This window comes from Streptomyces sp. NPDC030222 (genome assembly GCF_055573115.1).
In genome coordinates this window covers 283,819-309,409 of record NZ_JBVICA010000006.1, presented here as the reverse complement: position 1 = coordinate 309,409, position 25,591 = coordinate 283,819, and the positions used below count along the sequence as shown (strand labels likewise).

The window sequence follows — 25,591 nt, the reverse complement described above, 5'->3', positions numbered from 1 at the left end:
ACGCGGGCTGACACCGGCACCGGGCACGGGGTGGCGCGGCACCGGACGGGAGCTGACGCGGCACGGACGCGGGCCGGCACCGGCACCGGACGCGGGCTGACACCGGCACCGGGCACGGGGTGGCGCGGCACCGGACGGGAGCTGACGCGGCACGGACGCGGGCCGGCACCGGCACCGGACGCGGGATGGCGCGGCACCGTGCACGGGGTGGCGCGGCACCGGTCCACCGCTTCCCGGAGAAGGCAATAGGGTGGACGCAGCCTGCACTGTTTCCGCCCCGCACCCGGGGCGCACCGCGCCGAGGAGTCAACTGCCGTGTCGGAACCGATGCTTCCCGGAGGGCTTCGCCACGAGGGTGGCGGCAGGGGTGCCGGTACCCCGAGCCGTGCCGCCCTGCGCACCGCCGTGGTCTGGGACGTCCTGCAGGACGCCCTCGACCGCCGCGTCAAGGCGACCGGCAGGGAGGCGCTGGACCTCCTCGACACCGGCGGTGGCTCCGGCAGGTTCGCCGTCCCCCTCGCCCGTCTCGGCCATCGCGTCACCGTGGTCGACCCCAGCCCCAACGCGCTTTTCGCGCTGGAGCGGCGGGCCGCCGAGGCCGGTGTCGCCGACCGGGTGCGCGGGGTCCAGGGCGATGCCCACGGCCTCTTCGACGTCGTGGAGCGGGGCGGCTACGACACCGTCCTGTTCCACGGCGTGCTCGAGTACGTCGAGGACCCGGCCGAGGGCGTGCGGAACGCCGTGGACGCCCTGCGCCCGGCCGGTTCGCTCAGCCTGCTGGCAGCCGGACTGGGCGGCGCGGTGTTCGCCCGGGCCCTGGCCGGCCACTTCAACGAGGCCCGGCACGCGCTCACCGACCCGGCGGGCCGCTGGGGCGAAGGGGACCCGGTGCCGCGCCGCTTCACCGCCGAGCAGCTGACCGAGCTGGTCGAGGCCGCCGGGTTGCGCATCGGCGCGGTCCATGGTGTCCGCGTCTTCGCCGACCTGGTCCCGGGCGTCCTCGTGGACACCGAGCCGGGCGCCGTCGAGGCGCTCCTCCGGCTGGAGGCCGCGGCTGCCGAGCTGCCCGCCTTCCACTCGGTGGCGACCCAGTTGCACATCCTCGGCGAGAAGCACGCCTGACCCCTGTCTGTACAGCGGGCCTGATCAGCGGTGCTGTGGCAGACGGAGTACGTCGTCGACATCCCGTGCGGACGCTTCGCCCCGTATGATCGGGGGGACACCGTCCGGCATGACGGATCGGCCCCCGGGGAATCAACGCCTCGACGTGGCGGAACCGCCATGGCGGCCCGGAACGGCGAGTTTGGAGCAGAGGGCGGGTTTCACGGGGGCGATTCCCTGCCTATCCTGGAAGCGCCGCAAACGGTCGCCCCCCGCGACCGACGAGTAGGAGGACTCCGTGCCGCTCTCGGAGCACGAGCAGCGAATGCTCGAGCAGATGGAGCGAGCGCTGTACGCCGAAGATCCCAAGTTCGCGACAGCGCTTGAGGGAAGTGGGCTGCGCACGTACACCCGTCGCCGGGTGTACCAGGCGGTCGCAGGCTTCCTGGTGGGTATCGCGCTCCTCATGTTTGGTATCGCGCAGGGGATCTGGATCAGCGTGGTGGGATTCCTCGTCATGCTCGGTTGCGCGGTGCTCGCGGTCACCGGATGGCGCAAGGCGCCCCGGCCGGGTGAGCGACAGGGCCACGGCGGCCCCGGCGCGCACCAGCAACGTAGGCAGCGCCGGTCGATGATGGACCGGATCGAGCAGCGGTGGCAGCGTCGCCGCGACGAACAAGGACACTGAGCTCTTCCGACAAGGGGTGACCGCCCACCGGGCGGTCACCCCTTGTACGTTCTCCGGCTTGTGGGTTCGCCGGCCCCGTCGTCGCCCGGTCGGCTGCGCAGCCGCACGCCCGTCGGCTCATTCCAGGACCCTGGCCGACCCGTGGCGCGGCAGGCCCGCCTCCCGTCGGGTGCACGTGCCCTCACCGGCATGACGCGCAGGTGCCGATGGCTGTTTGCGCCGACTCTCCTCCGGCCCGCTCACGCCCGCTGCCCGCCGCTGCGAACCGTGGGCCCGTGGCTGCGCGGAGGCCGGCTCACTGCGGCCGACGGCCGTGCCCGCGGCAGCGGGTCCATGGGCGGTACCCCTTCGGGGCTCGGTGACCCGTGTCCGTCGCCATCGGCCGGTGCCCGCCCCGCTCCCGTGCCCGGTGCGGATGGCGACTGCCGGTCCGCGCCCGTGCCTGTTGCCGTGTCGGTCGGGGCCTTCGGCGGGTGCCCGCTCGCGTGTCGGTCGGGGCCTTCGGCGGGTGCCTGTTGCCGTGTCGGTCGCGGCCCTCGGCCCGCGCCCGCACCCGTCCCGATCGCGGCCCTCAGACGTGCCCAGACCCGCACCCCTGCCGATCGCGACCGTCAGCCCGACCCGCTCCCGCGCCACGAACCCGCATGCCCGCCGGGGAGGTTCTCCCGGCGGGCATACGGCTCACGCGGTCGTCCCGCTCCGGCGGCGGCCGGGGAGGTGGGTCAGGGCGCGCAGTCGTAGGTCACGGGCGCGGGCCGTGAGGTCGGCGCAGCGTGCGGAGATCGCCCAGGCCGCCCGGACGGACGAACGTGGCAGGAAGAGCGCGCGCAGGCGGCCAGCCCGGCTCGCGCCGGCGTGCAGGCCCGCCCGGATCCTGGCCGCGTCCTCCGCCAGGCCGGCGACCGCACGCGGCTCCGGCGCGTACAGCACCTGTTCGAGGGCGCCCGCCACCCGGTGGACCGCCTCGGCCGGGTCGCCCTCCAGGCCGCCCAGCCGGACGATGCGCTCCGCCGCCTTCCGCGGCGTCCGGGAGTCGTCGGGCGGGATGCCGTGGTCCCACGCCGTGTCCGTGATCTCCTCCCACACGGCCGACGTCCGCGCGGCCACGTCCTCCGCGGTGCGGCCCGGTGAACCGAGCCGTCTGCGCCGGGTCCGGACCCGCCACAGGAACGGCAGCAGCAGGAGGAGTGCCGCGGCCGCCATGCCCAGCACCACGCCTGCGATCGCACCGACCGGAACGCCCTCGTCCGGACGCGTGGTGCCGAACTGCGCGCCGGGCGCCCCGCAGTCGCCGAGGCGCTGCTCCCGAGGCGAGCAGCTCGCCGACGCCGAAGGAGCCGCCGAGGCCTGCTGCGACGCCGTGGGCTGCGGCCGGGCAGGCGCGCTGGGACGGTCGGCGGGAGTCTCGGGCCGGGTGTACTCGGGCGTGTTGCCCCGTGCCGGGGTGGGCTCGAAACGGGTCCAGCCCACTCCCTCGAAGTACAGCTCGGGCCAGGCGTGGGCGTCGCGCAGCCCCACCGACATCGTCCCGTCGGACCGGCGGGTGCCGGGTGTGAAGCCGACCGCGACCCGGGCCGGGATGCCGAGGGTCCGGGCCATCGCCGCCATCGAGAACGAGAAGTGGACGCAGAAGCCCTCGCGCTGCCGCAGGAAACGCTCGATGGCTGCCACGCCGGTGCCCGACTGCACCTCCGTGTCGTAGCGGAAGCCGCCTTCCACGGCGAACCAGTTCTGCAGCTTCACCGCACGCTGGTAGTCGTTCGCCGCGCCGTCCGTCACCTTCAGGGCCGTCGTCCGCACCACCGCGGGCAGGGTCTCGGGCACCTCGGTGTACTCGCGCCGCAGGTTCTCCGGGGGAGCGGGCGACGCGGCCAGCTGCGCGGCGGTCGGCTGCACGAGCAGGCTGCTCACCCCGTACTGCACCCCGCGGGTCGTCTGCCCGCGGTCGCCGACGAGGGTCCGTCCGGCCGGCTCGTAGCGCCAGCGCCCGGCGATCTCCACCTGGGTCGCGGGATAGGGGAGCGGCAGCCAGTTCTGGACGTACGTGCCGGACGCCGACACGTTCGTCCTGATCTCGGTGGTACGGACGGCCGTGTCGAGGCCTTCCGGCCTGGGCAGTTTTTCCGGCACCTCCTGGATCCGCCGCTCGGACGACCGCCATGCGCTGCCGTCGAACTGGTCCAGCGCCACGATCCGCAGATAGAGGTTCTGGGTCTGCTCGGCATTGGTGCGGTAGCGCAGGACCTCCCGGTCCTCGGGCTGGTTCAGGCTCTCCTGGAGCGACACCAGCGGGCTGACCGCGGAGATCGTGCCGCCACCGCGTCCCGGGCCGGTGCCGTTGCCGCCACCGCCGAGCAGTCCGCCGTCCAGGGCGGGAAGCACCGCCGGGACCGCCACGGCCACACCCAGCACCACGGCGCCGATGCGCCGCCCGGTACGGGCCGGTGCCACCGGCCTGCCCGTGTCGAGGCCCGCCGGGCCGCGCCCGCCGCCCGTCGGCGGCCCGCCGAAGACCCGGCCCCACTGCGAGAACCGGTCCCGGCTCTCGGCCAGCAGGAGCAGCAGATAGCCGCAGGCGGCGAGGAGGAAGTAGAGCCAGGTCCGGCCGCCGCCGCGGGACAGCCCCGCGGCGACCGAGTACAGCGCCAGCAGCGGCAGACCCGCCGGGGCCGCGCTCCGGAGCGTGACCGCGAGGGTGTCCACCGCGAGACCGATCAGCAGGACACCGAGGACCAGCATCAGCCGGATCCCGTCCGTGGCAGGTGCCGGCGGAGCGTAGCGGGCGACGTCGTCGGCCCCCTGGGCGAGCAGCCCGCCGAACTCCTCGAAGGCCTGCGGACCCGGCAGGATCCCGGCGAACGCCTGGTCGCCCGCGAAACTCAGGGTGACCAGCAGCAGTGAGACGAGCACCTGCGCCGCCGCGGTCAGCGTGCGGGCGAGCGGCACCCGGCGGGCCAGCGCGCCCACCCCGCTCTGCACCGCGAGCAGCAGCGCGGCCTGCACCAGCCAGAACGACGGATCGACCAGCGGCAGCAGCGCGCAGGCCGCCGCCATGGTGGCGGCGTAGGCGAAGACCGACAGCCTTCCGCGGCCGCTCATGACCGATCCCCCGGGTGTGCCGTCCCGGCGCCGGTGACCGCCGTGCCCTCCCGTCCGGCCTGCCGCCACAGCTCGGGCAGCGACCCGCCGGGCGGCACCGCGATCGCCGTCCACCCGGCCTCCCGGAGCCGCCGCAGCCGCTCCTCGGCGTTCGCGGAAGGCGCCGCGGGCCCGCCGCCACCGGCCGTGGACCCGGCCGCCCACTGGGCGCTGTCCAGGACGAACGCCACCGCCCCGCCGGTCCGCTGCCGCATCCGGGCCGCCATCGCGGCCTGTTCCTCGTCGAGGTCGCCGACGAACGCGACGAGCAGGCCGTCCTGCCCACCGCGCAGCACGTCGTACGCCCGGGACAGCCCGGCACCGTCGGAGTGGTCGATCACCGCGAGGGTGTCCATCATCAGACCCGCCGAGTCCGCCGAATTCTGCGCGGAACCCGCGAAGCCGTCCGCGCCCTCGCCGGGGACCGTGGTCCCGGTGTCGGTCAGCAGCCGCACCGTGTAGCCCCGCTCCAGCATGTGGACGAGCGTCGAGGCCGCTCCGGAGACGGCCCATTCGAAGGCGCTGTCCGGGCCCGCGCCCGCGTAGGCGGTCCCCCGGGTGTCCAGGAGCACGGTGCAGCGGGCCCGCTGCGGCTGCTCCTCGCGGCGCACCATCAGCTCGCCGTACCGCGCGGTGGACCGCCAGTGCACGCGCCGCAGGTCGTCGCCGTACCGGTAGCCGCGGGGGATCACGTCGTCCTCGCCGGCCAGCGCGAGCGAGCGCTGCAGTCCGTCGCCGTATCCGGTGGCCTCGCCGGACAGCCGGACCGGGGGCAGCGGCTCGGTGCGGGGTACGACGGTCAGCATGTCGTGCGTACGGAACGAACGGGTCAGTTCGCACATGCCGAAGGGGTCGGCGAGCCGCAGCTGGAGCGGGCCCAGCGGGTAGCGGCCGCGCAGGTCGGACCGCACCCGGTAGGACACCTCGCGCCGGCCTCCCGCCTCCACCCGGTCCAGTACGAACCGGGGACGCGGTCCGAGCACGTACGGCACCCGGTCCTGGAGCATCAACAGGCCGGTGGGCAGCCGGGACACGTTCTCCACCCGCAGATGCACCCGGGCCTCACTGCCGGCGGGAACCCGGGCGGGCGTCAGCCGACGGCCCCCCGCCACCTGGTAGCGGGTGCGGTACAGCACCAGGACGCAGACCGGTGGCAGCACCATCAGCAGGATCCCCACGCGCAGCAGTTCGCCCTGGCCCAGCACGTAGGCGCAGATCGCGGCCGCCGCGCCGGCGGCCAGGAAGGAACGTCCGCGAGTGGTCAGACCGCCGAGCGCCGACCGCAGCCCGCCCCGGTCCTCCTCGGCCGGGCCTTGCGGGCCGGAGGCCGTCGCCATCAGAGCCGCCGTACGCCGGGACGTTGCGGACGCCCGTACATCGGGGAGCCGGCCGGGGCGGAGCCGTTCCGCGTGCCCGACGTGGGCACCGGCGTGCGCTGGATGATCTCCAGCACGACCTGCTCCGCGGTGAGGCGGTTCAGCTGCGCCTGGGCCGTCGGCAGCAGCCGGTGCGCCAGTACCGCCACCGCCAGCCCCTGCACGTCGTCCGGCAGGACGTACTCCCGGCCGTTCAGCGCGGCCGACGCCTTCGCGGCGCGCAGCAGATGCAGGGTGGCGCGCGGAGACGCGCCGAGCCTGAGATCGGGGTGGCTGCGGGTCGAGGCGACCAGGTCCACGGCGTAGCGCCGCACCGACTCGGCGACGTGCACGGTGCGCACCGCCTCGATCAGCTTCACGATCTCGTGGGCGTGCGCCACCGGCTGCAGGTCCTCGAGCGGGGAGACCGCGCCGTGCACGTCGAGCATCCGGAGCTCGGCCTCGGCGCTGGGGTACCCGATCGACACCCGGGCCATGAACCGGTCGCGCTGCGCCTCGGGCAGCGGATAGGTGCCCTCCATCTCGACCGGGTTCTGCGTGGCGACGACCATGAACGGGTCGGGCAGTTCGTAGCTGTGGCCGTCGATCGTGACCTGGCGCTCCTCCATGGACTCCAGCAGCGCCGACTGGGTCTTGGGCGACGCGCGGTTGATCTCGTCGCCGATCACGATCTGCGCGAAGATCGCGCCCGGCTTGAACTCGAAGTCGCGCTGCTGCTGGTCGTAGACCGACACACCGGTGATGTCGGACGGCAGCAGGTCGGGGGTGAACTGGATGCGGCGCACCGAGCAGTCGACGGACCGGGCCAGCGTCTTGGCCAGCATGGTCTTGCCCACGCCCGGCACGTCCTCGATGAGGAGGTGCCCCTCGGCGAGCAGAACGGTCAGTGCGAGCCGAACGACCTCGGGTTTGCCCTCGATCACGCTCTCCACGGACCGGCGCACCCGGTCCGCCGTGGTCGTCAGATCATTCCCCACTCTCGGCTCCGCTCGAGCGGGGGTACCCCCATGGCTCGCTCGATCGTCATAGGTCGTCACCCGGCCCTCCTCGGCCCTTTCCAACAGGCCGACGCGTGTGATGACGGACCGGCCCACCCCAGAAGTACGCACACCGCGCCCCGTTCGTTCGGGGCGGGTGCCACCCCCGCATTCTTGTTGCCGTTACAGGGTCGTGTCACTCGGCTGTGGACAACCGGACGGCTTTTGTCAGGGTTCGCCCTGTTTTCCCTGTGCTTCCAGGGTGGTGATTCGTAGGATCCGACCGGCTCAGCCGGCCGGGTCGATCTCCCGCAGCAGGCCCGTGGTCACGTCGAAGACGAAGCCCCGCACATCGTCGGTGTGCAGCAGGAACGGCGAGGTGCGCACCCGCTGCATGGACTGGCGCACGTCCTGGTCGACGTCGCGGAACGCCTCGACGGCCCACGGCGGCCGCTGGCCCACCTCGTCCTCCAGATCGTGCCGGAAATCCTCGGTCAGGCTCTCCAGACCGCAGTTCGTGTGGTGGACCAGCATCACGCTGCGGGTGCCGAGCGCCCGCTGGCTGATGGTGAGCGACCGGATCACGTCGTCGGTCACCACGCCGCCGGCATTGCGGATGGTGTGGCAGTCGCCCAGCTGGAGGCCGAGTGCCGCGTGCAGGTCGAGCCGGGCGTCCATGCAGGCCACCACGGCGACCCGGAGGACGGGGCTCGCATCCATGCCCGGGTCGTGGAACCCCGAGGCGTAGCGGTCGTTGGCTTCGACGAGGCGGTCGGTGACCGACCCCGTGGCGGTGGCCGGATCCGTGGCGGCGGTCGGCCTCGGGGACTCGGAGGACTCGGCGGGGAGGTGCGCGGACGTCGACATGGCATCGACGGTAATGGTCACCTGCTGGTCCGTCGCGCTGTGAGGTGGGACAAAGAACGTCAACGCGGCTTGTTGTGAGGTAACCCACAGGCGTGGCGGGCGCGCGCCCGAACGGGTCAATTCCGGACCCCTCCGCCCTGGCGCCCACCTGTCACGCGACGCGCTGGCCGGTTGATTGACCGCCGTGAGCAGTCGACTAAAGTGACGCGAAGCGGGAGGCGTGACGCATCCCCTCCCACACGCACAATTCGACGTTCGTCCCGCGTGCGCGGCGCACGCTCGGCTCGGTCTCCATCCGCTCGCCGGTCGGCTGACGATGCCGGCACCGGGGGAAGTGACCTGAGAGGGCGCATTGAGCCAGACCCGACACGTCCCGGTGATGCTCCAGCGGTGCCTGGACCTGTTGGCCCCGGCCCTGGAAGAGCCCGGCGCGGTCGTCGTCGACTGCACCCTCGGCCTCGGCGGACACAGCGAGGCGCTCCTCACCCGGTTCCCGGAGAGCCGGCTCGTCGCCCTCGACCGGGACAAGGAGGCCCTGCGGCTCTCCGCGGAGCGGCTCGCGCCGTTCGGGGAACGCGCCACCCTCGTCCACGCCGTCTACGACGAGCTCCCCGTCGTGCTGGACCGCCTCGGCATGCCCCATGTCCAGGGCGTGCTGTTCGACCTCGGCGTCTCCTCCATGCAGCTCGACGAGGCCGAGCGCGGCTTCGCGTATGCCCAGGACGCCCCGCTCGACATGCGCATGGACCAGACGACCGGCATCAGCGCCGCCGAGGTCCTCAACACGTACGCGCCGGGGGAGCTGGTGCGGATCCTGCGCCAGTACGGCGAGGAGAAGTTCGCCAAGAAGATCGTCGACGCGATCGTCCGCGAACGCCAGAAGGAACCCTTCAGCAACAGCGCCCGGCTCGTCGAACTGATCCGGGAAGCCCTGCCGCAGGCCGCCAAGCGCACCGGCGGCAACCCCGCCAAGCGCACGTTCCAGGCCCTGCGCATCGAGGTCAATGGCGAACTGTCCGTCCTGGAGCGGGCCGTCCCGGCCGCCGTGAAGGCCCTTGACGTCGGCGGCCGGATCGCCGTGCTCTCGTACCACTCGCTGGAGGACCGCCTGGTGAAGCAGGTCTTCGCGGCGGGCGCCGCCACCACCGCGCCCCCCGGCCTGCCGGTCGTGCCCGAGCGCTACCAGCCCCGGCTCAAGCTCCTCACCCGCGGCGCCGAACTTCCCACCGAGCAGGAGGTCGCCGAGAACCGCAGGGCCGCGCCCGCGCGGCTGCGCGGAGCGGAGCGGATCAGGGCGGACGTCGCCGAGTGACGGCGCCGCGGCCCGTGGCGGCGGCCGCCGCCACGGCACCGGCCGGGGAGCCGGCCGCGGAGGCAGGGGCGGCCCGGGAAGCAGGAGCGAACCAGGAGGCGCAGTGAGCAGACCGGCCGAGCAGGCGAAGGGGCGGGCCGCGCGGCTGGCGCGGCTGATGCCGTCCGGGCCGAACACGGCAGCCCGCACTCCCTTCGTGCTGCTGGTCGTGGCGCTCCTCGGCGGCGGACTCATCACCCTGCTGATGCTCAACTCCTCCCTCAACGAGGGCTCGTTCCGGCTGAGCGAGCTGAGGAAGCGCACCACCGAGCTCACCGACGAGGAGCAGCAGCTCCAGCGGGACATCGACGACTACTCCGCCCCCGACGCGCTGGAACGCCGGGCACGCGAACTGGGCATGGTCCCCGGCGGCAGCCCCGTCTTCCTCGGCTCCGACGGCACCGTCCGGGGGGTCCCGCGGCGCGCCCCCGCGCCGCCCCCGAAGAAGACCGCGTCACCGCCGCCCGCGACCGGCACCCCTGGCGCCGGCCCGACCGTGCCCCCGGCGCCGACCGCGGCCGCCGGCCGGGCCCCGTCCCCGGCCGGAACCCCCGCGGGACGCCCCGCTGGATCCCCCGCCGGAACCCCCGCCCCCGCCGGAACCCCCGCCCCGGCCGGAACCCCCGCCGGGCACGCCGGCACCCCGCCGGGCACCGCCACGAAGCCCACCCCGACCCCACGGCAGGTGACGCAGTGAGCCCCAAGGAACCGCCGCGGCGACGGGTCCCGGGGCCCTCGCGCCCCGCCCGCCCGGCCCCTCGCCGGACCGGGCCGACCGCCAGAGGACCGCGTCCACTGAGACTCGGCAGCCCTCGTCCGCGGCTGAGGCTGGTCAGCGTCGGCCTCACCCTCGTCATGCTGGTCTTCGTGGCCCGGCTGCTCCAGGTGCAGGCCGTCGACGCCAGTGCCTATGCGGCCAAGGCGGAGCGGAACCGCTACTCCAGCGTCGCCCTGCCCGCCGTACGCGGCGAGATCACCGACCGCTCCGGCATCGCGCTGGCCACCAGCGTCGACGCGTACGACATCACCGCCGACCCGACGATGTTCACCCCGGAGCAGAGCAAGGCCCCCGACGCCCCGGAACAGGCCGCCGCCCTGCTCGCCCCGATCCTTGACGCCGAGGCCCGGGACATCGCGGGGAAGCTCAGGACCCCCAAGACCCGCTACGTCGTCCTGGCCCGCCGCCAGACCCCGCAGGTCTGGAAGCAGATCAAGGACCTGAAGAACGTCTTCGCCGACAAGGCACGAGCCGACAAGGCCGCGGGCGGCCCCGGCGCCGACGTCATGGCCGGCGTCTTCCAGGAGACCAGCAGCAAGCGCGTCTACCCCAACGGTGATCTCGCCGCCGGGATACTGGGCTGGGTCAACGCCGACGGCGAGGGCGCGGGCGGCCTGGAGTCCCTGCTGGACGAGCAGCTCGCCGGCCAGGACGGGAAGGTCACCTACGCCCAGTCCGGCGGCCGTCGCGTCCCCACCGCGGGCGCCCGGGAGACCCCCGCGGTCCCCGGCTCCGACATCGAGCTGACCATCGACCGGGACATCCAGTGGGCCGCCCAGAAGGCCATCAGCGACCAGGTGCGGAAGTCACGCGCCGACCGCGGCTATGTGATCGTCCAGGACACGGCCACCGGTGAGGTCCTCGCCATGGCCAACGCGCCCGGCTTCGACCCGAACGACCTGACCCGGGCCAAGGCCACCGCGATGGGCAATGCCGCCCTCCAGGACGCCTACGAGCCCGGCTCCACCAGCAAGGTCATGTCCATGGCCGCCGTGCTGGAGGAGAACGCCGCCGTCCCCGGCACCCGCGTCACCGTGCCCAACCGGCTGCACCGCGGCGACCGGCTGTTCAAGGACGACATCGACCACCCCACCTGGTACCTGACGCTCAACGGCGTCCTCGCCAAGTCCAGCAACATCGGCACCATCCTCGCCGTCGAACAGCTCGGCAGGACCGACGCCGCCGCCAACCAGGTGCTCCACTCCTATCTGCGCAAGTTCGGCATCGGCCAGCCGACCGGTCTCGGCTACCCCGGCGAGACCGCCGGCATCCTCGCCCCGCCACAGAAGTGGTCCACCTCGCAGCAGTTCACCATCCGCTTCGGCCAGGGCCTCTCGCTCAACGCCATGCAGGCCGCCTCCGTCTACTCCACCATCGCCAACGGCGGCGTCCGCATCGAACCGACACTGGTCCGGGGGCACCGGGGCCCCGACGGCCGGTTCACCCCGGCCCCCGAGCCCGAGCGCACCCGCGTGGTCAGCGAGAAGACCGCCAGGACCGTCGCCGCCATGCTCGAATCCGTCGTCGGGGACGAGGAGGGCACCGGCACCAAGGCCGCCATTTCCGGCTACCGCGTCGCCGGCAAGACCGGTACCGCCAACCGCGTCGACCCCCGCACCGGCCGCTACCGCGGCTACACCGCGTCCTTCGCCGGCTTCGCCCCCGCGGACAAACCGCGCATCACCGTCTACTGCGCCATCCAGAACCCCACCAAGGGAAGCTACTTCGGCGGCCAGATCTGCGGACCCGTCTACAAGAAGGTCATGGAGTTCGCCCTGAAGACCCTCCAGGTCCCCCCGACCGGCAGCAAGCCCCCACGGCTGCCCGTCACCTTCGAACCCGGCGCCCGCACGGACCGCCGGTGACGACCATCACCCCGGAACCCGGGAACCACCGGGCCGCCGCTCCCTCTTTTGGCTCCGAGCCGGGTGCGGCGGGTACGCTCACCGCCGTGCCACACGCTGATCAGTCCCCAAGCAGCCGACCGGACGCCCCGGCGAAAGCCGCCGGAGCGCCCCGCCCCGGCCAGGTCCGCCCCACCCCGCTCGCGGACCTGGCGCACCGGCTGGGCATCGAGCCCCCGCAGCCGGCCCCGTCCGGGCAGGGAGTCACGGGCATCACCCACGACTCCCGCGCGGTGCGCCCGGGCGACCTGTACGCCGCCCTCCCGGGAGCCCGGCAGCACGGAGCCGACTACGCCGCGCAGGCCGCGGGCCTCGGCGCCGTAGCCGTCCTCACCGACCCGGCGGGCGCGGAGCGGGCCGCCGCCACCGGCCTTCCGGTGCTGGCCGTCGAGGACCCGCGCGGCCGCATGGGCGAACTGGCCGCCGAGATCTACGGGCAGCCGGGCCGCGATCTGCTCCAGATCGGCATCACCGGCACCTCGGGCAAGACCACCACGGCGTACCTCGTCGAGGGCGGCCTGCGGGCCGTCGACGGCCCGACCGGACTCATCGGCACCGTCGAGATGCGGATCGGCGACGAACGCATCAAGTCCGAGCGCACCACCCCGGAAGCCACCGACCTCCAGGCCCTGTTCGCCGTCATGCGCGAGCGCGGGGTCGAGGCGGTCGCCATGGAGGTCTCCAGCCACGCCCTGGTCCTCGGCCGGGTCGACGGCTGCGTCTTCGACGTCGCCGTCTTCAACAACCTCAGCCCGGAGCACATGGAGTTCCACTCCGGCATGGAGGACTACTACGCGGCCAAGGCGCAGCTGTTCACCCCGCGCCGCAGCCGGCTCGGCGTCGTCAACATCGACGACGAGTACGGCCGCAGGCTCGCCGAGGAGGCGACCGTCCCGGTCGTCACCTTCTCCGCGAGCGGCCGCCCGGAGGCCGACTGGCGTGCCGAGGACGTCGAATCCGGGCTGTTCGACAGCACGTTCACCGTGATCGGCCCCAAGGACCAGCGCATCACCGCGCGCTCGCCGCTCGCCGGCCCGTTCAACGTGGCCAACACCCTCGCCGCGATCGTCACCCTCGCCTCCGCCGGCATCGACCCGCAGCGCGCCGCGGACGGCGTCGCCGCCGTGCCCGGTGTCCCCGGCAGGCTCGAACGGGTCGACGCGGGCCAGCCGTACCTCGCCGTCGTGGACTACGCGCACAAGACGGACGCCGTCGAATCGGTGCTGCGCGCCCTGCGCAAGGTCACCCCCGGCCGGCTGCACATCGTCCTCGGCTGCGGCGGCGACCGCGACCGGACCAAGCGCGGCCCGATGGGCGCCGCCGCGGCCCGGCTCGCCGACACCGCCGTGCTCACCTCGGACAACCCGCGTTCCGAGGACCCCCTCGCGATCCTCTCCGCCATGCTCGAAGGCGCCGCCTCGGTGCCCGCGGAGCAGCGCGGGCACGTCCTGGTCGACGCCGACCGGGCCTCCGCGATCGCCGCCGCCGTCGCCCGCGCCGAGCCGGGCGACACCGTGCTGGTCGCCGGCAAGGGACACGAGCAGGGCCAGGACGTCGCCGGAGCGGTCCGCCCCTTCGACGACCGCGAGGTCCTCCGCCAGGCAGTCGAAGCCCGCTCCGGCGGCTCCGGGAGCCCGGCGGAACGGGCCCATCGAAACGAGAACAGTCAGGGATAAGTTGTGATCGCCCTCTCCCTCGCCGAGATCGCCGCAATCGTCGGCGGGCAGACGCACGACATACCGGATCCGGACGTCCGGATCACCGGCCCCGTCGTGATCGACTCCCGCCAGGTCGAGGCCGGAAGCCTCTTCGCCGCGTTCGTCGGCGAGCACGTCGACGGCCACGACTACGCGCAGCGCGCCGTCGAGGCGGGCGCCGCGGCCGTCCTGGCCGCCCGGCCGGTCGGTGTCCCCGCCGTCGTCGTCGACGACGTCGAGCGGGCACTCGGCGCCCTCGCCCGTGCCGTCGTGGAACGCCTCGGCACCACCGTCGTCGCCCTCACCGGCTCGGCCGGCAAGACCAGCACCAAGGACCTCGTCGCCCAGCTGCTCCAGCGCAACGCACCGACGGTCTGGACGCCCGGATCCCTCAACAACGAGATCGGACTGCCGCTCACCGCGCTGCGCGCCACCGGGGACACCCGGCACCTGGTCCTCGAGATGGGCGCCCGTGGCATCGGCCACATCCGCTACCTCACGGAACTGACCCCGCCCCGGATCGGCCTGGTCCTGAACGTCGGCACCGCCCACATCGGCGAGTTCGGCGGCCGCGAGCAGATCGCGCAGGCCAAGGGCGAGCTGGTGGAGGCCCTGCCCCCGGCGGAACGCGGCGGTGTGGCCGTCCTCAACGCCGACGACCCGCTCGTCCGGGCCATGGCCGCCCGCACCGAGGCCCGCGTGGTGCTCTACGGCGAGGCCGGCGATGCGGACGTACGCGCCGAGAACGTGAAGCTCACGGCATCCGGACAGCCGTCCTTCACGCTTCACACACCCTCCGGGTGCAGCGATGTGACCATGCGCCTGTACGGTGAGCACCACGTGTCGAACGCGCTCGCCGCGGCCGCCGTCGCCCATGAGCTGGGAATGTCCGTGGACGAGATCGCCACCGCGCTCTCCGAGGCGGGCACCCTTTCACGTTGGCGGATGGAGGTCACCGAGCGTCCGGACGGCGTGACGGTCGTCAATGACGCCTACAACGCCAATCCCGAGTCCATGAGGGCCGCACTCCGCGCGCTCACCGCCATGGGCGAGGCGTCACGGGCGCAGGGGGGACGCACGTGGGCGGTGCTCGGCCGGATGGCCGAGCTCGGCGACGATTCGCTCGCCGAGCACGACGCGGTCGGACGGCTCGCCGTCCGGCTCAACGTCAGCAAGCTCGTTGCTGTCGGGGGCAGGGAAGCAGCCTGGCTGCAAATGGGCGCATATAACGAGGGTTCGTGGGGTGAGGAGTCGGTGCTCGTGTCCGACGCGCAGGCGGCGGTCGACCTGTTGCGCAGTGAACTGCGCCCGGGAGACGTCGTGCTGGTGAAGGCATCCAGGTCGGTGGGTCTCGAGCGGGTCGCGCTGGCCCTGCTCGACGGCACGTCCGAGGGCGAGGGTGCCGGCCGATGAGGCAGATCCTGTTCTCGGGAGTCATCGGACTCTTCCTGACTCTGATCGGCACCCCGTTGCTGATCAAACTCCTGGCCCGCAAGGGCTACGGCCAGTACATCCGTGACGACGGTCCGCGCGAGCACGCCAGCAAGCGCGGTACGCCCACCATGGGTGGTATCGCCTTCATCCTGGCGACGCTCATCGCCTACGCCCTGACCAAGGTGATCACCGGCGCGCCCCCGACCTTCTCGGGCGTGCTGGTGCTGTTCCTCACCGCCGGTATGGGTCTCGTCGGCTTCCTCGACGACTACATCAAGATCATCAAGCGGCGGTCGCTGGGTCTGCGGGCCAAGGCGAAGATGGCGGGCCAGCTGATCGTCGGCATCGCCTTCGCCGTGCTGGCGCTCCAGTTCGCCGACGCCCGCGGCAACACGCCCGCCTCCACCAAGCTGTCGTTCGTCACCGACTTCGGCTGGTCCGTCGGCCCCGTGATCTTCGTGGTCTGGGCGCTGTTCATGATCCTCGCCATGTCCAACGGCGTGAACCTCACCGACGGTCTGGACGGCCTGGCCACCGGCGCCTCGGTGATGGTCTTCGGCGCGTACACCTTCATCGGCGTCTGGCAGTTCCAGGAGTCCTGCGCCAACGCCCTCACGCTGACCAACCCCAGCGCCTGCTTCGAGGTCCGCGACCCGCTCGACCTCGCGGTCGTCGCCTCCGCGCTCATGGGCGCCTGCTTCGGCTTCCTGTGGTGGAACACCTCGCCGGCGAAGATCTTCATGGGCGACACCGGCTCGCTGGCCCTCGGCGGCGCGCTCGCCGGTCTGGCGATCTGCTCCCGCACGGAGCTGCTGCTCGCCCTCCTCGGCGGCCTCTTCGTCCTGATCACGCTGTCCGTGGTCATCCAGGTCGGATCCTTCCGCCTCACCGGCAAGCGCGTCTTCCGGATGGCGCCGCTCCAGCACCACTTCGAGCTCAAGGGCTGGTCCGAAGTCCTCGTCGTGGTCCGGTTCTGGATCATCCAGGGCATGTGCGTCATCGTGGGACTGGGTCTCTTCTACGCGGGCTGGGCGGCCGACAAGTGAGCACGCTGGACTGGCAGGGCAAGCACGTCACCGTCGCCGGGCTGGGCGTGAGCGGCATTCCCGCCGCCCGCGTCCTGCACGGCCTCGGTGCGGTGGTCACCGTCGTCAACGACGGCGACGACGAGCGCGCCCGTGCCCAGGCCGCGGAACTCGAAGCGGACGGCATCACCGTCCGCCTCGGCGACGGCGCGACCCTCCCCGAGGGCACCGAGCTCGTCGTCACCGCCCCGGGCTGGCAGCCCGGCAAGCCGCTCTTCGCCGCCGCCGCCGAGGCCGGCGTCGAGGTCTGGGGCGACGTCGAACTGGCCTGGCGGCTCCGCGGTCCCGACGCCGCCCCCTGGCTCGCGGTCACCGGCACCAACGGCAAGACCACGACCGTGCGGATGCTCGCCTCCATCTTGGAGGCGGCCGGGCTGCGGACCGCCGCCGTCGGCAACATCGGCGTCTCGCTCCTCGACGCCGTCCTCGGCGACGAGAAGTACGACGTCCTCGCCGTCGAACTGTCCAGCTACCAGCTGCACTGGGCGCCCTCGCTGCGCGCCCACTCCGCCGTGGTGCTGAACCTCGCGCCCGACCACCTCGACTGGCACGGCTCCATGGAGGCGTACGCGGCCGACAAGGGCCGGATCTACGAGGGCAACACCGTCGCCTGCGTCTACAACGCGGCCGACCCCGCCACCGAGGACCTGGTCCGCGAGGCCGACGTCGAGGAGGGCTGCCGGGCGATCGGCTTCACCCTCGGCACCCCCGGCCTCTCCCAGCTCGGAGTCGTCGACGGCATCCTCGTCGACCGGGCGTTCGTGCCCGACCGGCACAAGAACGCCCAGGAGCTCGCCCAGGTCTCGGACGTCGACCCGCCGGCCCCGCACAACATCGCCAACGCGCTCGCCGCCGCCGCGCTCGCCCGCGCCTTCGGCGTCGAGCCCGCCGCGGTCCGCGACGGCCTGCGCAACTTCCGTCCCGACGCGCACCGCATCGAGTTCGTCGCCGAGGTGGACGGCGTCGCCTACGTCGACGACTCCAAGGCCACCAACACCCACGCGGCCGAGGCGTCCCTCGCGGCGTACCAACCGATCGTCTGGATCGCCGGGGGCCTCGCCAAGGGCGCCACCTTCGACGAACTCGTCCGGCGGGCCGCGAAGCGGCTGCGCGGCGTCGTCCTCCTCGGCGCGGACCGCGCGCTGATCCGCGAAGCCCTGGCGCGACACGCCCCCGAGGTCCCGGTGGTGGACCTCGACCGGACTGACACTGGGGCGATGTCCGAGGCGGTACGGGAAGCGGCACGGCTCGCCCACCCGGGGGACACCGTGCTGATGGCCCCGGCCTGCGCCTCGATGGACATGTTCACCAACTACAACAAGCGCGGCGAGGCGTTCGCGGAGGCGGTCCGCGCGCTCGCCGCCGAGAGCGCCTAGCAGGCCGGTCCCGCAGCGGACCGGCCGCGCCGGGCACGACTCGAGGGGACAGCGCATGCCGGCCGACGATCCCACCGTGCCAGGGGTCTCTCCCACCGACCCGCCCTCGCCCCACGGACCCGCCGCCCCCCGTCCCCTGGGGGCCCCCGTGGCATCCCGACCCACGCTTCGGTCCGCGGCCCCGTCCTCGAACGATCCCACCGCCGGTCCGCCCGGGGCCGCCCCCGGCGACCGGCCCGCAGGCCGCTCCGCCGCCGGGAGCCGGATGCGGCCCGTCCTTGGGAGGCGGATGGCGCCGCGCTGGTGGCGCGGGGCGGTGGACTGTGCCGAACGGGCCCTGGAAGGGGCGTACTTCGGTGCTGCGGGGCTCCTCGGCGGGTTGGTCCCGGCGCCCGCGGCGGCCCCCGGGACGCCCGTCCCTGTGCCACCGGCGCACGGCGTCGTGTTCCGGGGCAGGACCACGGCCGGCGCGGACCGGCGGCCGGCCGGTTCGCGCCCCCGGGGCGGCGCGGCCGGCCGCCGGTCCCCGGCGTCCCGCCCGCCGCGCGGCGGCGGCATCCGGGGCGGCTACGAACAGCTGCGCCGGGCCTGGGACCGGCCCCTCACCGCGTACTACCTGATCCTCGGCAGCAGTCTGCTGATCACCGTGCTGGGTCTGGTGATGGTGTACTCGGCGTCGATGATCAGGGCGCTGGCCCTGGAGCTGCCCGCCTCGTACTTCTTCCGCAAGCAGTTCCTCGCCGCGCTCCTCGGCGGCCTGCTGCTGCTGGCCGCCTCCCGCATGCCCGTGAAGCTGCACCGCGCGCTGGCCTACCCGCTGCTCGTGGGCGCGGTGATCCTGATGGTGCTCGTCCAGGTGCCCGGGATAGGGCGTGAGGTCAACGGCAACCAGAACTGGATCCACCTCGGCGGCCCGTTCCAGCTCCAGCCCAGCGAGTTCGGCAAGCTCGCCCTGGTGCTCTGGGGCGCCGACCTGCTCGCCCGCAAGCACGACAAGCGGTTGCTGACCCAGTGGAAACACCTGCTGGTGCCGCTCGTGCCCGTCGCCTTCATACTGCTCGGCCTCATCATGCTCGGCGGTGACATGGGCACCGCCATGATCCTCTCGGCCGTCCTCTTCGGCCTGCTGTGGCTGGCGGGCGCCCCGACCCGGCTGTTCGCCGGTGTGCTCGGGGTCGCCGGGCTCATCGGCACCCTGCTGATCAGCAGCAATGCCAACCGGATGGGGCGCCTCGCCTGCATCGGTGCCACCGACCTCGGGCCCAAGGGGGAGTGCTGGCAGGCGGTGCACGGGATCTTCGCGCTCGCCTCCGGCGGATTCTTCGGTTCGGGCCTCGGCGCGAGTGTGGAAAAATGGGGCCAACTCCCCGAAGCGCACACCGACTTCATCTTCGCCATCACCGGGGAGGAACTGGGGCTGGCAGGGACGCTGTCGGTGCTGGCCCTCTTCGCGGCTCTAGGCTATGCGGGTATCCGCGTGGCCGGACGCACGGAGGACTCCTTCGTCAGGTTCGCCGCGGGTGGGGTGACCACCTGGATCACGGCCCAGGCCGTGGTCAACATCGGTGCGGTGCTCGGTCTGCTGCCGATCGCCGGAGTGCCCCTCCCGCTGTTCTCCTACGGAGGGTCCGCCCTGCTGCCGACCATGTTCGCCGTCGGGCTGCTGATCGCCTTCGCGCGACAGGACCCCGCTGCACGGGCGGCTCTGGCCATGCGGCAACCTCGGGTGAGTTGGAAATCGATGAGGCGGCGCGTCAAGAGGCGTCCGTCCGGAGAGCGGTGAATTTCGGTGCATGTCGTACTCGCCGGTGGTGGAACAGCCGGCCACATCGAGCCCGCGCTCGCCCTCGCGGACGCCCTGCGCAGGCAGGACCCGACCGTGGGCATCACGGCACTCGGCACGGAGCGCGGACTCGAGACCAGGCTCGTCCCCGAGCGGGGCTACGAGCTGGCGCTGATCCCGGCCGTGCCGCTGCCCCGCAAGCCCACCCCCGAGCTGATCACCGTCCCGGGCCGGCTGCGCGGCACGATCAAGGCCGCCGAGCAGATCCTGGAGCGCACCAAGGCCGACTGCGTGGTCGGCTTCGGCGGCTACGTCGCACTGCCCGGCTATCTCGCGGCCAAGCGGCTCGGCGTGCCCATCGTGGTCCACGAGGCCAATGCCCGTCCCGGCCTCGCCAACAAGATCGGCTCGCGCTACGCGGCCGGCGTCGCGGTCTCCACCCCCGACAGCAAGCTGCGCAACGCCCGCTACATCGGCATTCCGCTGCGCCGCAGCATCGCCACCCTCGACCGGGCCCAGGTCCGCCCCGAGGCGCGTGCCGCCTTCGGGCTCGACCCGCACCTGCCGACCCTGCTGGTGTCCGGCGGCTCGCAGGGCGCACGCCGGCTCAACGAGGTGGTGCAGACGGTTGCGCCCATGCTGCAGCGCGCCGGTATCCAGGTCCTGCACGCGGTCGGTCCGAAGAACGAACTGCCGCACGCCGACAACATGCCCGGAATGCCGCCCTATGTCCCGGTACCGTACGTGGACCGGATGGATCTCGCGTACGCCGCGGCCGACATGATGCTCTGCCGCGCGGGCGCGATGACCGTCGCCGAGCTCTCCGCCGTCGGGCTTCCCGCCGCGTACGTCCCGCTGCCGATCGGCAACGGCGAACAGCGGCTCAACGCCCAGCCGGTGGTGAAGGCGGGCGGCGGTCTGCTGGTCGACGACGCCGAGCTCACCCCCGAGTGGGTGCAGGGCAATGTGCTCCCGGTGCTGGCCGACCCGCACCGGCTGTACGAGATGTCCCGCGCCGCCGCCGAGTTCGGCCGCCGGGATGCCGACGACCTGCTCGTCGGCATGGTCCACGAGGCGATCGGCGCGTACCGGGCCGGCTGACCGGCCCGCTCCCCGGGCCGCGAGCGGCCGGGGAGGAACCGAGACGGCAGGAGGCGATGGGAGTGGCCGGACCGACGACCGCACGGCGCGGATCGGGCAGAGCGGCGGAGCCGGACTCCGGTCGTTCCCGGGCGCCCGGAACCGGCGGTGGCGACGGCCGCCGGTTCCGGCTCCCCGCCGCCCGCACCCTGCTGCTGGGCATCGGTGCGGTGGCCCTCGCGTCCGGCGTCGTGTGGGTGCTCTACGGTTCCTCCTGGTTCCGCGTCCAGCGGGTGTCGGTCGACGGCACCGACGTCCTGACGCCCCGCGAGGTAGAGACCGTCGCAGCCGTCCCGGCCGGTTCGCCCCTGGTGTCCGTCGACGTCGACGCGGTGCAGGAGCGGCTGCTGCGCGAACTCCCGCGTATCGCCTCGGTGGACGTCAGTCGTTCATGGCCGCACGGAATCGCTCTGGAAGTGACCGAGCGCAAACCGGTCCTGGTCATCGAAAAGGGCGAGAAGTTCACCGAAGTCGACATCGAGGGCGTCCCGTATGCGACGACGGGCCGGGCGCCCCGGGGCGTGCCGCTGCTCGAACTCGATCCGGTCCGTTCGCCGGGGCTCCGCCGCTTCGGCGTCGACGGGCTGGTGCGCGAGGCGGTGCAGGTCACCCGGGACCTGCCCGGCCCGGTCGCCGCGGACACCCGTGCCGTCCGGGTCCGCTCCTTCGACTCCATCTCCCTGGAGTTGACGAAGGGGCGTACGGTCCGCTGGGGGAGCAGTGAGAACGGCCCGGCGAAAGCGCGTTCCCTCCTCGCCCTGACCAAAGCGGTACCCGGCGCACGGTACTTCGATGTGAGTGCTCCCACCGCCCCGGCCGTATCGGGAAGTTGACGGACATATCCCCAGGCCAGCACCCTGGTTGGCCAGCGCTACGGGTGATCACATAGGGTGAAAAGAAAAACGGGAGGTTCGGCGTGTTCGTTGTACGCGCGCCACTTGTCGACTTAGTGTCTCGTTCGGAAGAGTCCAGCGAACGGACACACTGGTAACCCTAAACTTCAACGTTAGGGTTCGGGTCGGCGTTTCGGACCGTCCCTATCGGCATCCGTCGTCGCGGAACGGCACACGTGAAGCGGCGACCCGTAACTCGAGGCGAGAGGCCTTCGACGTGGCAGCACCGCAGAACTACCTCGCAGTCATCAAGGTCATCGGTGTCGGCGGCGGTGGTGTCAATGCCATCAACCGAATGATCGAGGTCGGTCTCAAGGGCGTCGAGTTCATCGCGATCAACACTGACGCGCAAGCCCTGTTGATGAGCGATGCCGACGTCAAGCTCGACGTCGGCCGCGAACTCACCCGCGGCCTCGGGGCCGGAGCCAACCCGGACGTCGGTCGCAAGGCGGCAGAGGACCACCGTGAGGAGATCGAGGAGGTCCTCAAGGGGGCCGACATGGTCTTCGTCACCGCCGGCGAAGGTGGCGGCACCGGCACCGGCGGCGCCCCCGTCGTGGCCAACATCGCGCGCTCGCTCGGCGCGCTGACCATCGGCGTGGTCACCCGGCCCTTCACCTTCGAGGGCCGCCGGCGGGCCAACCAGGCCGAGGACGGCATCGCGGCCCTCCGTGAAGAGGTCGACACCCTCATCGTGATCCCCAACGACCGGCTGCTGTCCATCTCGGACCGCCAGGTCAGCGTTCTCGACGCGTTCAAGTCGGCGGACCAGGTCCTGCTGTCCGGTGTCCAGGGCATCACCGACCTCATCACCACCCCGGGTCTCATCAACCTCGACTTCGCCGACGTGAAGTCGGTGATGTCCGAGGCCGGCTCGGCCCTCATGGGCATCGGCTCGGCGCGCGGCGACGACCGCGCGGTCGCGGCAGCCGAGATGGCGATCTCCTCGCCGCTGCTGGAGGCGTCCATCGACGGTGCCCGCGGTGTGCTGCTCTCCATCTCCGGCGGCTCCGACCTCGGACTCTTCGAGATCAACGAGGCCGCCCAGCTGGTCAGCGAGGCGGCGCACCCCGAGGCGAACATCATCTTCGGCGCCGTGATCGACGACGCCCTCGGCGACGAGGTGCGGGTCACCGTGATCGCCGCCGGCTTCGACGGCGGCCAGCCGCCGGCCCGGCGCGACAACGTGATCGGCGCCGCGTCCACCAAGCGCGAGGAGCCCGCCCCGGTCCGCTCGGCCGACTCCGCGTCCCGTCCGCTCGGCGGACTCGGCACGGTCGGCCCCCGGGAGGACCTCGCCGCTCCGGTGGAGCCGCTGCCGGTGAGCGAGGCCCCGGCCGCCCCGGCGCCCCAGCCGCAGGTCCCGGTGGCCCGGCCCTATCAGGACAGCCAGGCCGAAGAGCTGGACGTACCGGACTTCCTGAAGTGATAGCCACGCACACGACCGAGAGCGGCGCCCACTTCGCCTTCACCGACCGGTGGGGCGGGGTGAGCGCCGCTCCGTACGAGGAGCTCAACCTCGGCGGCGCCGTCGGCGACGACCCCGCCGCGGTGCGCGCCAACCGCGTCCGTGCCGCCCAGGCCCTCGGCCTCGGCGCGGACGCCGTGGTGTGGATGAACCAGGTGCACGGCAACGACGTCGCCGAGGTCGCCGGGCCCTGGGCCGACGGAGAGGTCCCCCCGGTCGACGGGGTGGTGACCACGCGCCCGGGCCTGGCCCTCGCCGTCCTGACCGCCGACTGCACCCCCGTCCTGCTGGCCGATCCGATCGCCGGGGTCGCGGCCGCCGCGCACGCCGGGCGTCCCGGCCTGGTCGCCGGGATCGTGCCCGCGACCGTCGAAGCCATGCGCGAGCTGGGCGCCGACCCGGCCCGGATCGTGGCCCGCACCGGGCCCGCGGTCTGCGGACGCTGCTACGAGGTGCCCGACCGGATGCGCGCCGACGTCGCCGCGGTGGTTCCCGAGGCCTGGTCGGAGACCAGCTGGGGGACCCCGGCCGTGGACGTCACCGGTGGGGTGCACGCCCAGCTCGCCGCGCTCGGCATCCGGGACCTGGACCGGTCGCCGGTGTGCACCCTGGAGTCCCGGGACCACTTCTCGTACCGCCGCGACCGCACCACCGGGCGGCTCGCCGGATATGTCTGGCTGGACTGATACGACATGACCGACCGCAGGGCACAACTCGCCGGGAACCTGGCGCGGGTGGAGGAGCGGATCGCCGCCGCCTGCGCCGCGGCCGGCCGCAAGCGGGAAGAGGTGACCCTGATCGTGGTCACCAAGACCTACCCCGCCGAGGACGTCCGCCTGCTGCACGGCCTCGGGGTCCGGCACGTCGCGGAGAACCGCGACCAGGAGGCCGCGCCCAAGGCCGCCGCCTGCGCCGATCTGTCTCTTTCCTGGCACTTCGTCGGTCAGTTGCAGACCAACAAGGTCCGTTCCGTGGCCGGTTATGCCGATGTCGTGCAGTCGATCGACCGTCCCCGGCTCGTCACCGCACTCTCGGCGGCGGCGGAGCGTGCGGAGCGCGAGATCGGCTGTCTGCTCCAGGTCGCGCTGGACGCCGAATCGGGTGAACGCGGCGCGCGCGGCGGCGTGTCACCCGAGGGAATCGAGGAGTTGGCCCGGCTTGTGGCGGACGCGCCCGGTTTGCGACTGGACGGTCTGATGACCGTCGCGCCGCTCGCCGGCCCGTACGCGGGGCGTGAACGCGCCGCGTTCGACAGGCTCGTGGAATTGGCGTCCGGCCTGCGCGCCGCCCATCCGGCTGCAACCATGGTCTCGGCGGGGATGAGCGGGGACCTCGAGGTGGCCGTGGCGGCCGGAGCGACACATGTACGCGTCGGTACGGCGGTACTCGGAGTCCGACCCCGGCTCGGGTAACGTCGCGAAGCAAGTCGCACCACAGTAGAAAATATGGTCATTCCCGTATATGAGCGGGCAGACCGAGTGGATCGCGGGCACCTGGTGCCGCGGTGACATCGTCGACGGGGCGATCCACCACAGAGCGGAGGAATCGGAGCATGGCCGGCGCGATGCGCAAGATGGCGGTCTACCTCGGCCTCGTGGAGGACGATGGGTACGACGGCCCGGGGTTCGACCCCGACGACGAGTTCGAACCCGAGCCGGAGCCCGAGCGCGACCGGCGGCGGCACCAGCCCGCACATCACGCGGAGCGGGACGAACCGGTACGGATTGCCCAGCCCCCCGCGCCACGGGAGCCTCTTTCCCTTCCGGTGGAAAGCGGACGTCCGGCCCGTATCGCTCCCGTGGCATCCATCACACCCGAACGCCCCAGCATGGAGAAGAACGCACCGGTGATCATGCCCAAGGTCGTGTCCGAGCGGGAGCCCTACCGCATCACCACGCTGCACCCCCGGACCTACAACGAGGCCCGTACCATCGGGGAACACTTCCGTGAGGGGACCCCGGTGATCATGAACCTCACGGAGATGGACGACACGGACGCAAAGCGACTTGTCGACTTTGCCGCGGGACTCGTCTTCGGTCTCCATGGCAGCATTGAGCGGGTTACGCAGAAGGTGTTCCTGTTGTCGCCTGCTAACGTCGATGTCACGGCGGAGGACAAGGCCCGCATCGCAGAGGGCGGTTTCTTCAACCAAAGCTGAGACACGACACCAGGAACGAACCGGTCACCAGGCCGGAGGCAAGAGCCAGGGGAGAGGGAAGCACGGAGATGGGCGTCGCGCTGCTAGTGGTCTACTACGTGCTGCTCTGCTTCATCGTCGTGCTGTTCTTCAGGCTCGTCATGGACTACGTCTTTCAGTTCGCCCGTTCATGGCAACCCGGGAAGGCGATGGTGGTCGTTCTGGAGGCCACCTACACTGTCACCGATCCACCGCTCAAGCTTCTGCGGCGGTTCATCCCGCCGCTGCGTCTCGGGGGCGTGGCACTCGACCTGTCCTTCTTCGTTCTGATGATCATCGCCTTCCTGCTGCTGAACATCGTGCGATCAGCTGCGAGCAGCGTATGAGCGATACGGTCC

21 protein-coding genes are annotated in these 25,591 nt (G+C 72.5%); 17 read left to right on the top strand and 4 right to left on the bottom strand.

Annotation, left to right across the window (positions count from 1 at the left end; translation table 11 throughout):
- The first annotated feature begins 327 nt into the window (after positions 1-327).
- Positions 328-1,122 (top strand): methyltransferase, encoded by a 795-nt coding sequence (locus ACZ4Z5_RS11980; protein ID WP_468260524.1) that lies wholly within the window; start codon positions 328-330, stop codon positions 1,120-1,122.
- Positions 1,123-1,399: 277 nt separating this feature from the next.
- Complete coding sequence (locus tag ACZ4Z5_RS11975) at positions 1,400-1,789, top strand: DUF3040 domain-containing protein (protein WP_468260336.1); 390 nt, start codon at positions 1,400-1,402, stop codon at positions 1,787-1,789.
- Positions 1,790-2,470: 681 nt separating this feature from the next.
- On the opposite strand, the gene ACZ4Z5_RS11970 is transcribed toward ACZ4Z5_RS11975, so the two are convergent.
- The 4 genes from ACZ4Z5_RS11970 to ACZ4Z5_RS11955 all read right to left on the bottom strand — a co-directional run bounded on the left by ACZ4Z5_RS11970 (position 2,471) and on the right by ACZ4Z5_RS11955 (position 8,147).
- Complete coding sequence (locus tag ACZ4Z5_RS11970; RefSeq protein WP_468260333.1) at positions 2,471-4,888, bottom strand: transglutaminase TgpA family protein; 2,418 nt, start codon at positions 4,886-4,888, stop codon at positions 2,471-2,473.
- Positions 4,885-6,264, bottom strand: a complete 1,380-nt coding sequence (locus ACZ4Z5_RS11965) for a DUF58 domain-containing protein (RefSeq protein WP_468260331.1) — start codon at positions 6,262-6,264, stop codon at positions 4,885-4,887. The genes ACZ4Z5_RS11970 and ACZ4Z5_RS11965 overlap by 4 nt, the downstream gene beginning before the upstream one ends.
- Positions 6,264-7,340: an AAA family ATPase gene (locus ACZ4Z5_RS11960; RefSeq protein WP_468260328.1), complete on the bottom strand. Its 1,077-nt coding sequence runs from the start codon at positions 7,338-7,340 to the stop codon at positions 6,264-6,266. Before ACZ4Z5_RS11960 ends, ACZ4Z5_RS11965 begins: the two co-directional genes overlap by 1 nt.
- Before the next feature lie 228 nt (positions 7,341-7,568).
- Entirely contained in the window at positions 7,569-8,147 is a 579-nt protein-coding gene (locus ACZ4Z5_RS11955; RefSeq protein ID WP_468260325.1) for a beta-class carbonic anhydrase, read from the bottom strand.
- 352 nt (positions 8,148-8,499) lie between these two features.
- Between ACZ4Z5_RS11955 and rsmH the strand changes: the two genes are divergently transcribed.
- The 15 genes from rsmH (at position 8,500) to ACZ4Z5_RS11880 (ending at position 25,579) form a co-directional block, all read left to right on the top strand.
- Complete coding sequence (gene rsmH / locus ACZ4Z5_RS11950) at positions 8,500-9,459, top strand: 16S rRNA (cytosine(1402)-N(4))-methyltransferase RsmH (RefSeq protein ID WP_468260323.1); 960 nt, start codon at positions 8,500-8,502, stop codon at positions 9,457-9,459.
- A 103-nt stretch (positions 9,460-9,562) separates the two neighbouring features.
- Positions 9,563-10,195, top strand: a complete 633-nt coding sequence (ftsL, locus tag ACZ4Z5_RS11945; RefSeq protein WP_468260320.1) for a cell division protein FtsL — start codon at positions 9,563-9,565, stop codon at positions 10,193-10,195.
- Positions 10,192-12,141, top strand: a complete 1,950-nt coding sequence (locus ACZ4Z5_RS11940; RefSeq protein WP_468260318.1) for a peptidoglycan D,D-transpeptidase FtsI family protein — start codon at positions 10,192-10,194, stop codon at positions 12,139-12,141. Before ftsL ends, ACZ4Z5_RS11940 begins: the two co-directional genes overlap by 4 nt.
- Entirely contained in the window at positions 12,138-13,856 is a 1,719-nt protein-coding gene (locus ACZ4Z5_RS11935; protein WP_468260315.1) for a UDP-N-acetylmuramoyl-L-alanyl-D-glutamate--2,6-diaminopimelate ligase, read from the top strand. The genes ACZ4Z5_RS11940 and ACZ4Z5_RS11935 overlap by 4 nt, the downstream gene beginning before the upstream one ends.
- Before the next feature lie 3 nt (positions 13,857-13,859).
- Positions 13,860-15,290: a UDP-N-acetylmuramoyl-tripeptide--D-alanyl-D-alanine ligase gene (locus tag ACZ4Z5_RS11930; RefSeq protein WP_468260312.1), complete on the top strand. Its 1,431-nt coding sequence runs from the start codon at positions 13,860-13,862 to the stop codon at positions 15,288-15,290.
- Complete coding sequence (gene mraY, locus ACZ4Z5_RS11925) at positions 15,287-16,357, top strand: phospho-N-acetylmuramoyl-pentapeptide-transferase (protein WP_468260309.1); 1,071 nt, start codon at positions 15,287-15,289, stop codon at positions 16,355-16,357. The genes ACZ4Z5_RS11930 and mraY overlap by 4 nt, the downstream gene beginning before the upstream one ends.
- Positions 16,354-17,772: a UDP-N-acetylmuramoyl-L-alanine--D-glutamate ligase gene (murD, locus tag ACZ4Z5_RS11920; protein WP_468260306.1), complete on the top strand. Its 1,419-nt coding sequence runs from the start codon at positions 16,354-16,356 to the stop codon at positions 17,770-17,772. Before mraY ends, murD begins: the two co-directional genes overlap by 4 nt.
- 379 nt (positions 17,773-18,151) lie before the next feature.
- Entirely contained in the window at positions 18,152-19,555 is a 1,404-nt protein-coding gene (ftsW, locus tag ACZ4Z5_RS11915) for a putative lipid II flippase FtsW (protein ID WP_468260521.1), read from the top strand.
- Between the two features lie 6 nt (positions 19,556-19,561).
- Complete coding sequence (gene murG / locus ACZ4Z5_RS11910; RefSeq protein ID WP_468260303.1) at positions 19,562-20,656, top strand: undecaprenyldiphospho-muramoylpentapeptide beta-N-acetylglucosaminyltransferase; 1,095 nt, start codon at positions 19,562-19,564, stop codon at positions 20,654-20,656.
- A 62-nt stretch (positions 20,657-20,718) separates the two neighbouring features.
- Complete coding sequence (locus ACZ4Z5_RS11905) at positions 20,719-21,528, top strand: cell division protein FtsQ/DivIB (protein WP_468260301.1); 810 nt, start codon at positions 20,719-20,721, stop codon at positions 21,526-21,528.
- 277 nt (positions 21,529-21,805) lie between these two features.
- Entirely contained in the window at positions 21,806-23,017 is a 1,212-nt protein-coding gene (gene ftsZ / locus ACZ4Z5_RS11900; RefSeq protein WP_468260298.1) for a cell division protein FtsZ, read from the top strand.
- Positions 23,014-23,742, top strand: a complete 729-nt coding sequence (pgeF, locus tag ACZ4Z5_RS11895; RefSeq protein WP_468260295.1) for a peptidoglycan editing factor PgeF — start codon at positions 23,014-23,016, stop codon at positions 23,740-23,742. The genes ftsZ and pgeF overlap by 4 nt, the downstream gene beginning before the upstream one ends.
- Before the next feature lie 6 nt (positions 23,743-23,748).
- Positions 23,749-24,468, top strand: a complete 720-nt coding sequence (locus tag ACZ4Z5_RS11890) for a YggS family pyridoxal phosphate-dependent enzyme (protein WP_468260293.1) — start codon at positions 23,749-23,751, stop codon at positions 24,466-24,468.
- A gap of 140 nt (positions 24,469-24,608) precedes the next feature.
- A complete protein-coding gene (locus ACZ4Z5_RS11885; protein WP_468260290.1) occupies positions 24,609-25,214 on the top strand; it encodes a cell division protein SepF in 606 nt (201 codons plus the stop codon).
- A gap of 68 nt (positions 25,215-25,282) precedes the next feature.
- Positions 25,283-25,579, top strand: coding sequence for a YggT family protein (locus ACZ4Z5_RS11880; RefSeq protein WP_468260287.1), 297 nt, complete (start codon positions 25,283-25,285; stop codon positions 25,577-25,579).
- Positions 25,580-25,591: the final 12 nt, after the last annotated feature.

Coding starts and splice junctions, on each gene's coding strand:
- ACZ4Z5_RS11965 (WP_468260331.1), bottom strand. CDS start 6,264: ATGGCGACGGCCTCCGGCCCGCAAGGCCCGGCCGAGGAGGACCGGGGC.
- ACZ4Z5_RS11980 (WP_468260524.1), top strand. CDS start 328: ATGCTTCCCGGAGGGCTTCGCCACGAGGGTGGCGGCAGGGGTGCCGGT.
- ACZ4Z5_RS11955 (WP_468260325.1), bottom strand. CDS start 8,147: ATGTCGACGTCCGCGCACCTCCCCGCCGAGTCCTCCGAGTCCCCGAGG.
- ACZ4Z5_RS11880 (WP_468260287.1), top strand. CDS start 25,283: ATGGGCGTCGCGCTGCTAGTGGTCTACTACGTGCTGCTCTGCTTCATC.
- ACZ4Z5_RS11970 (WP_468260333.1), bottom strand. CDS start 4,888: ATGAGCGGCCGCGGAAGGCTGTCGGTCTTCGCCTACGCCGCCACCATG.
- ACZ4Z5_RS11885 (WP_468260290.1), top strand. CDS start 24,609: ATGGCCGGCGCGATGCGCAAGATGGCGGTCTACCTCGGCCTCGTGGAG.
- ACZ4Z5_RS11890 (WP_468260293.1), top strand. CDS start 23,749: ATGACCGACCGCAGGGCACAACTCGCCGGGAACCTGGCGCGGGTGGAG.
- mraY (WP_468260309.1), top strand. CDS start 15,287: ATGAGGCAGATCCTGTTCTCGGGAGTCATCGGACTCTTCCTGACTCTG.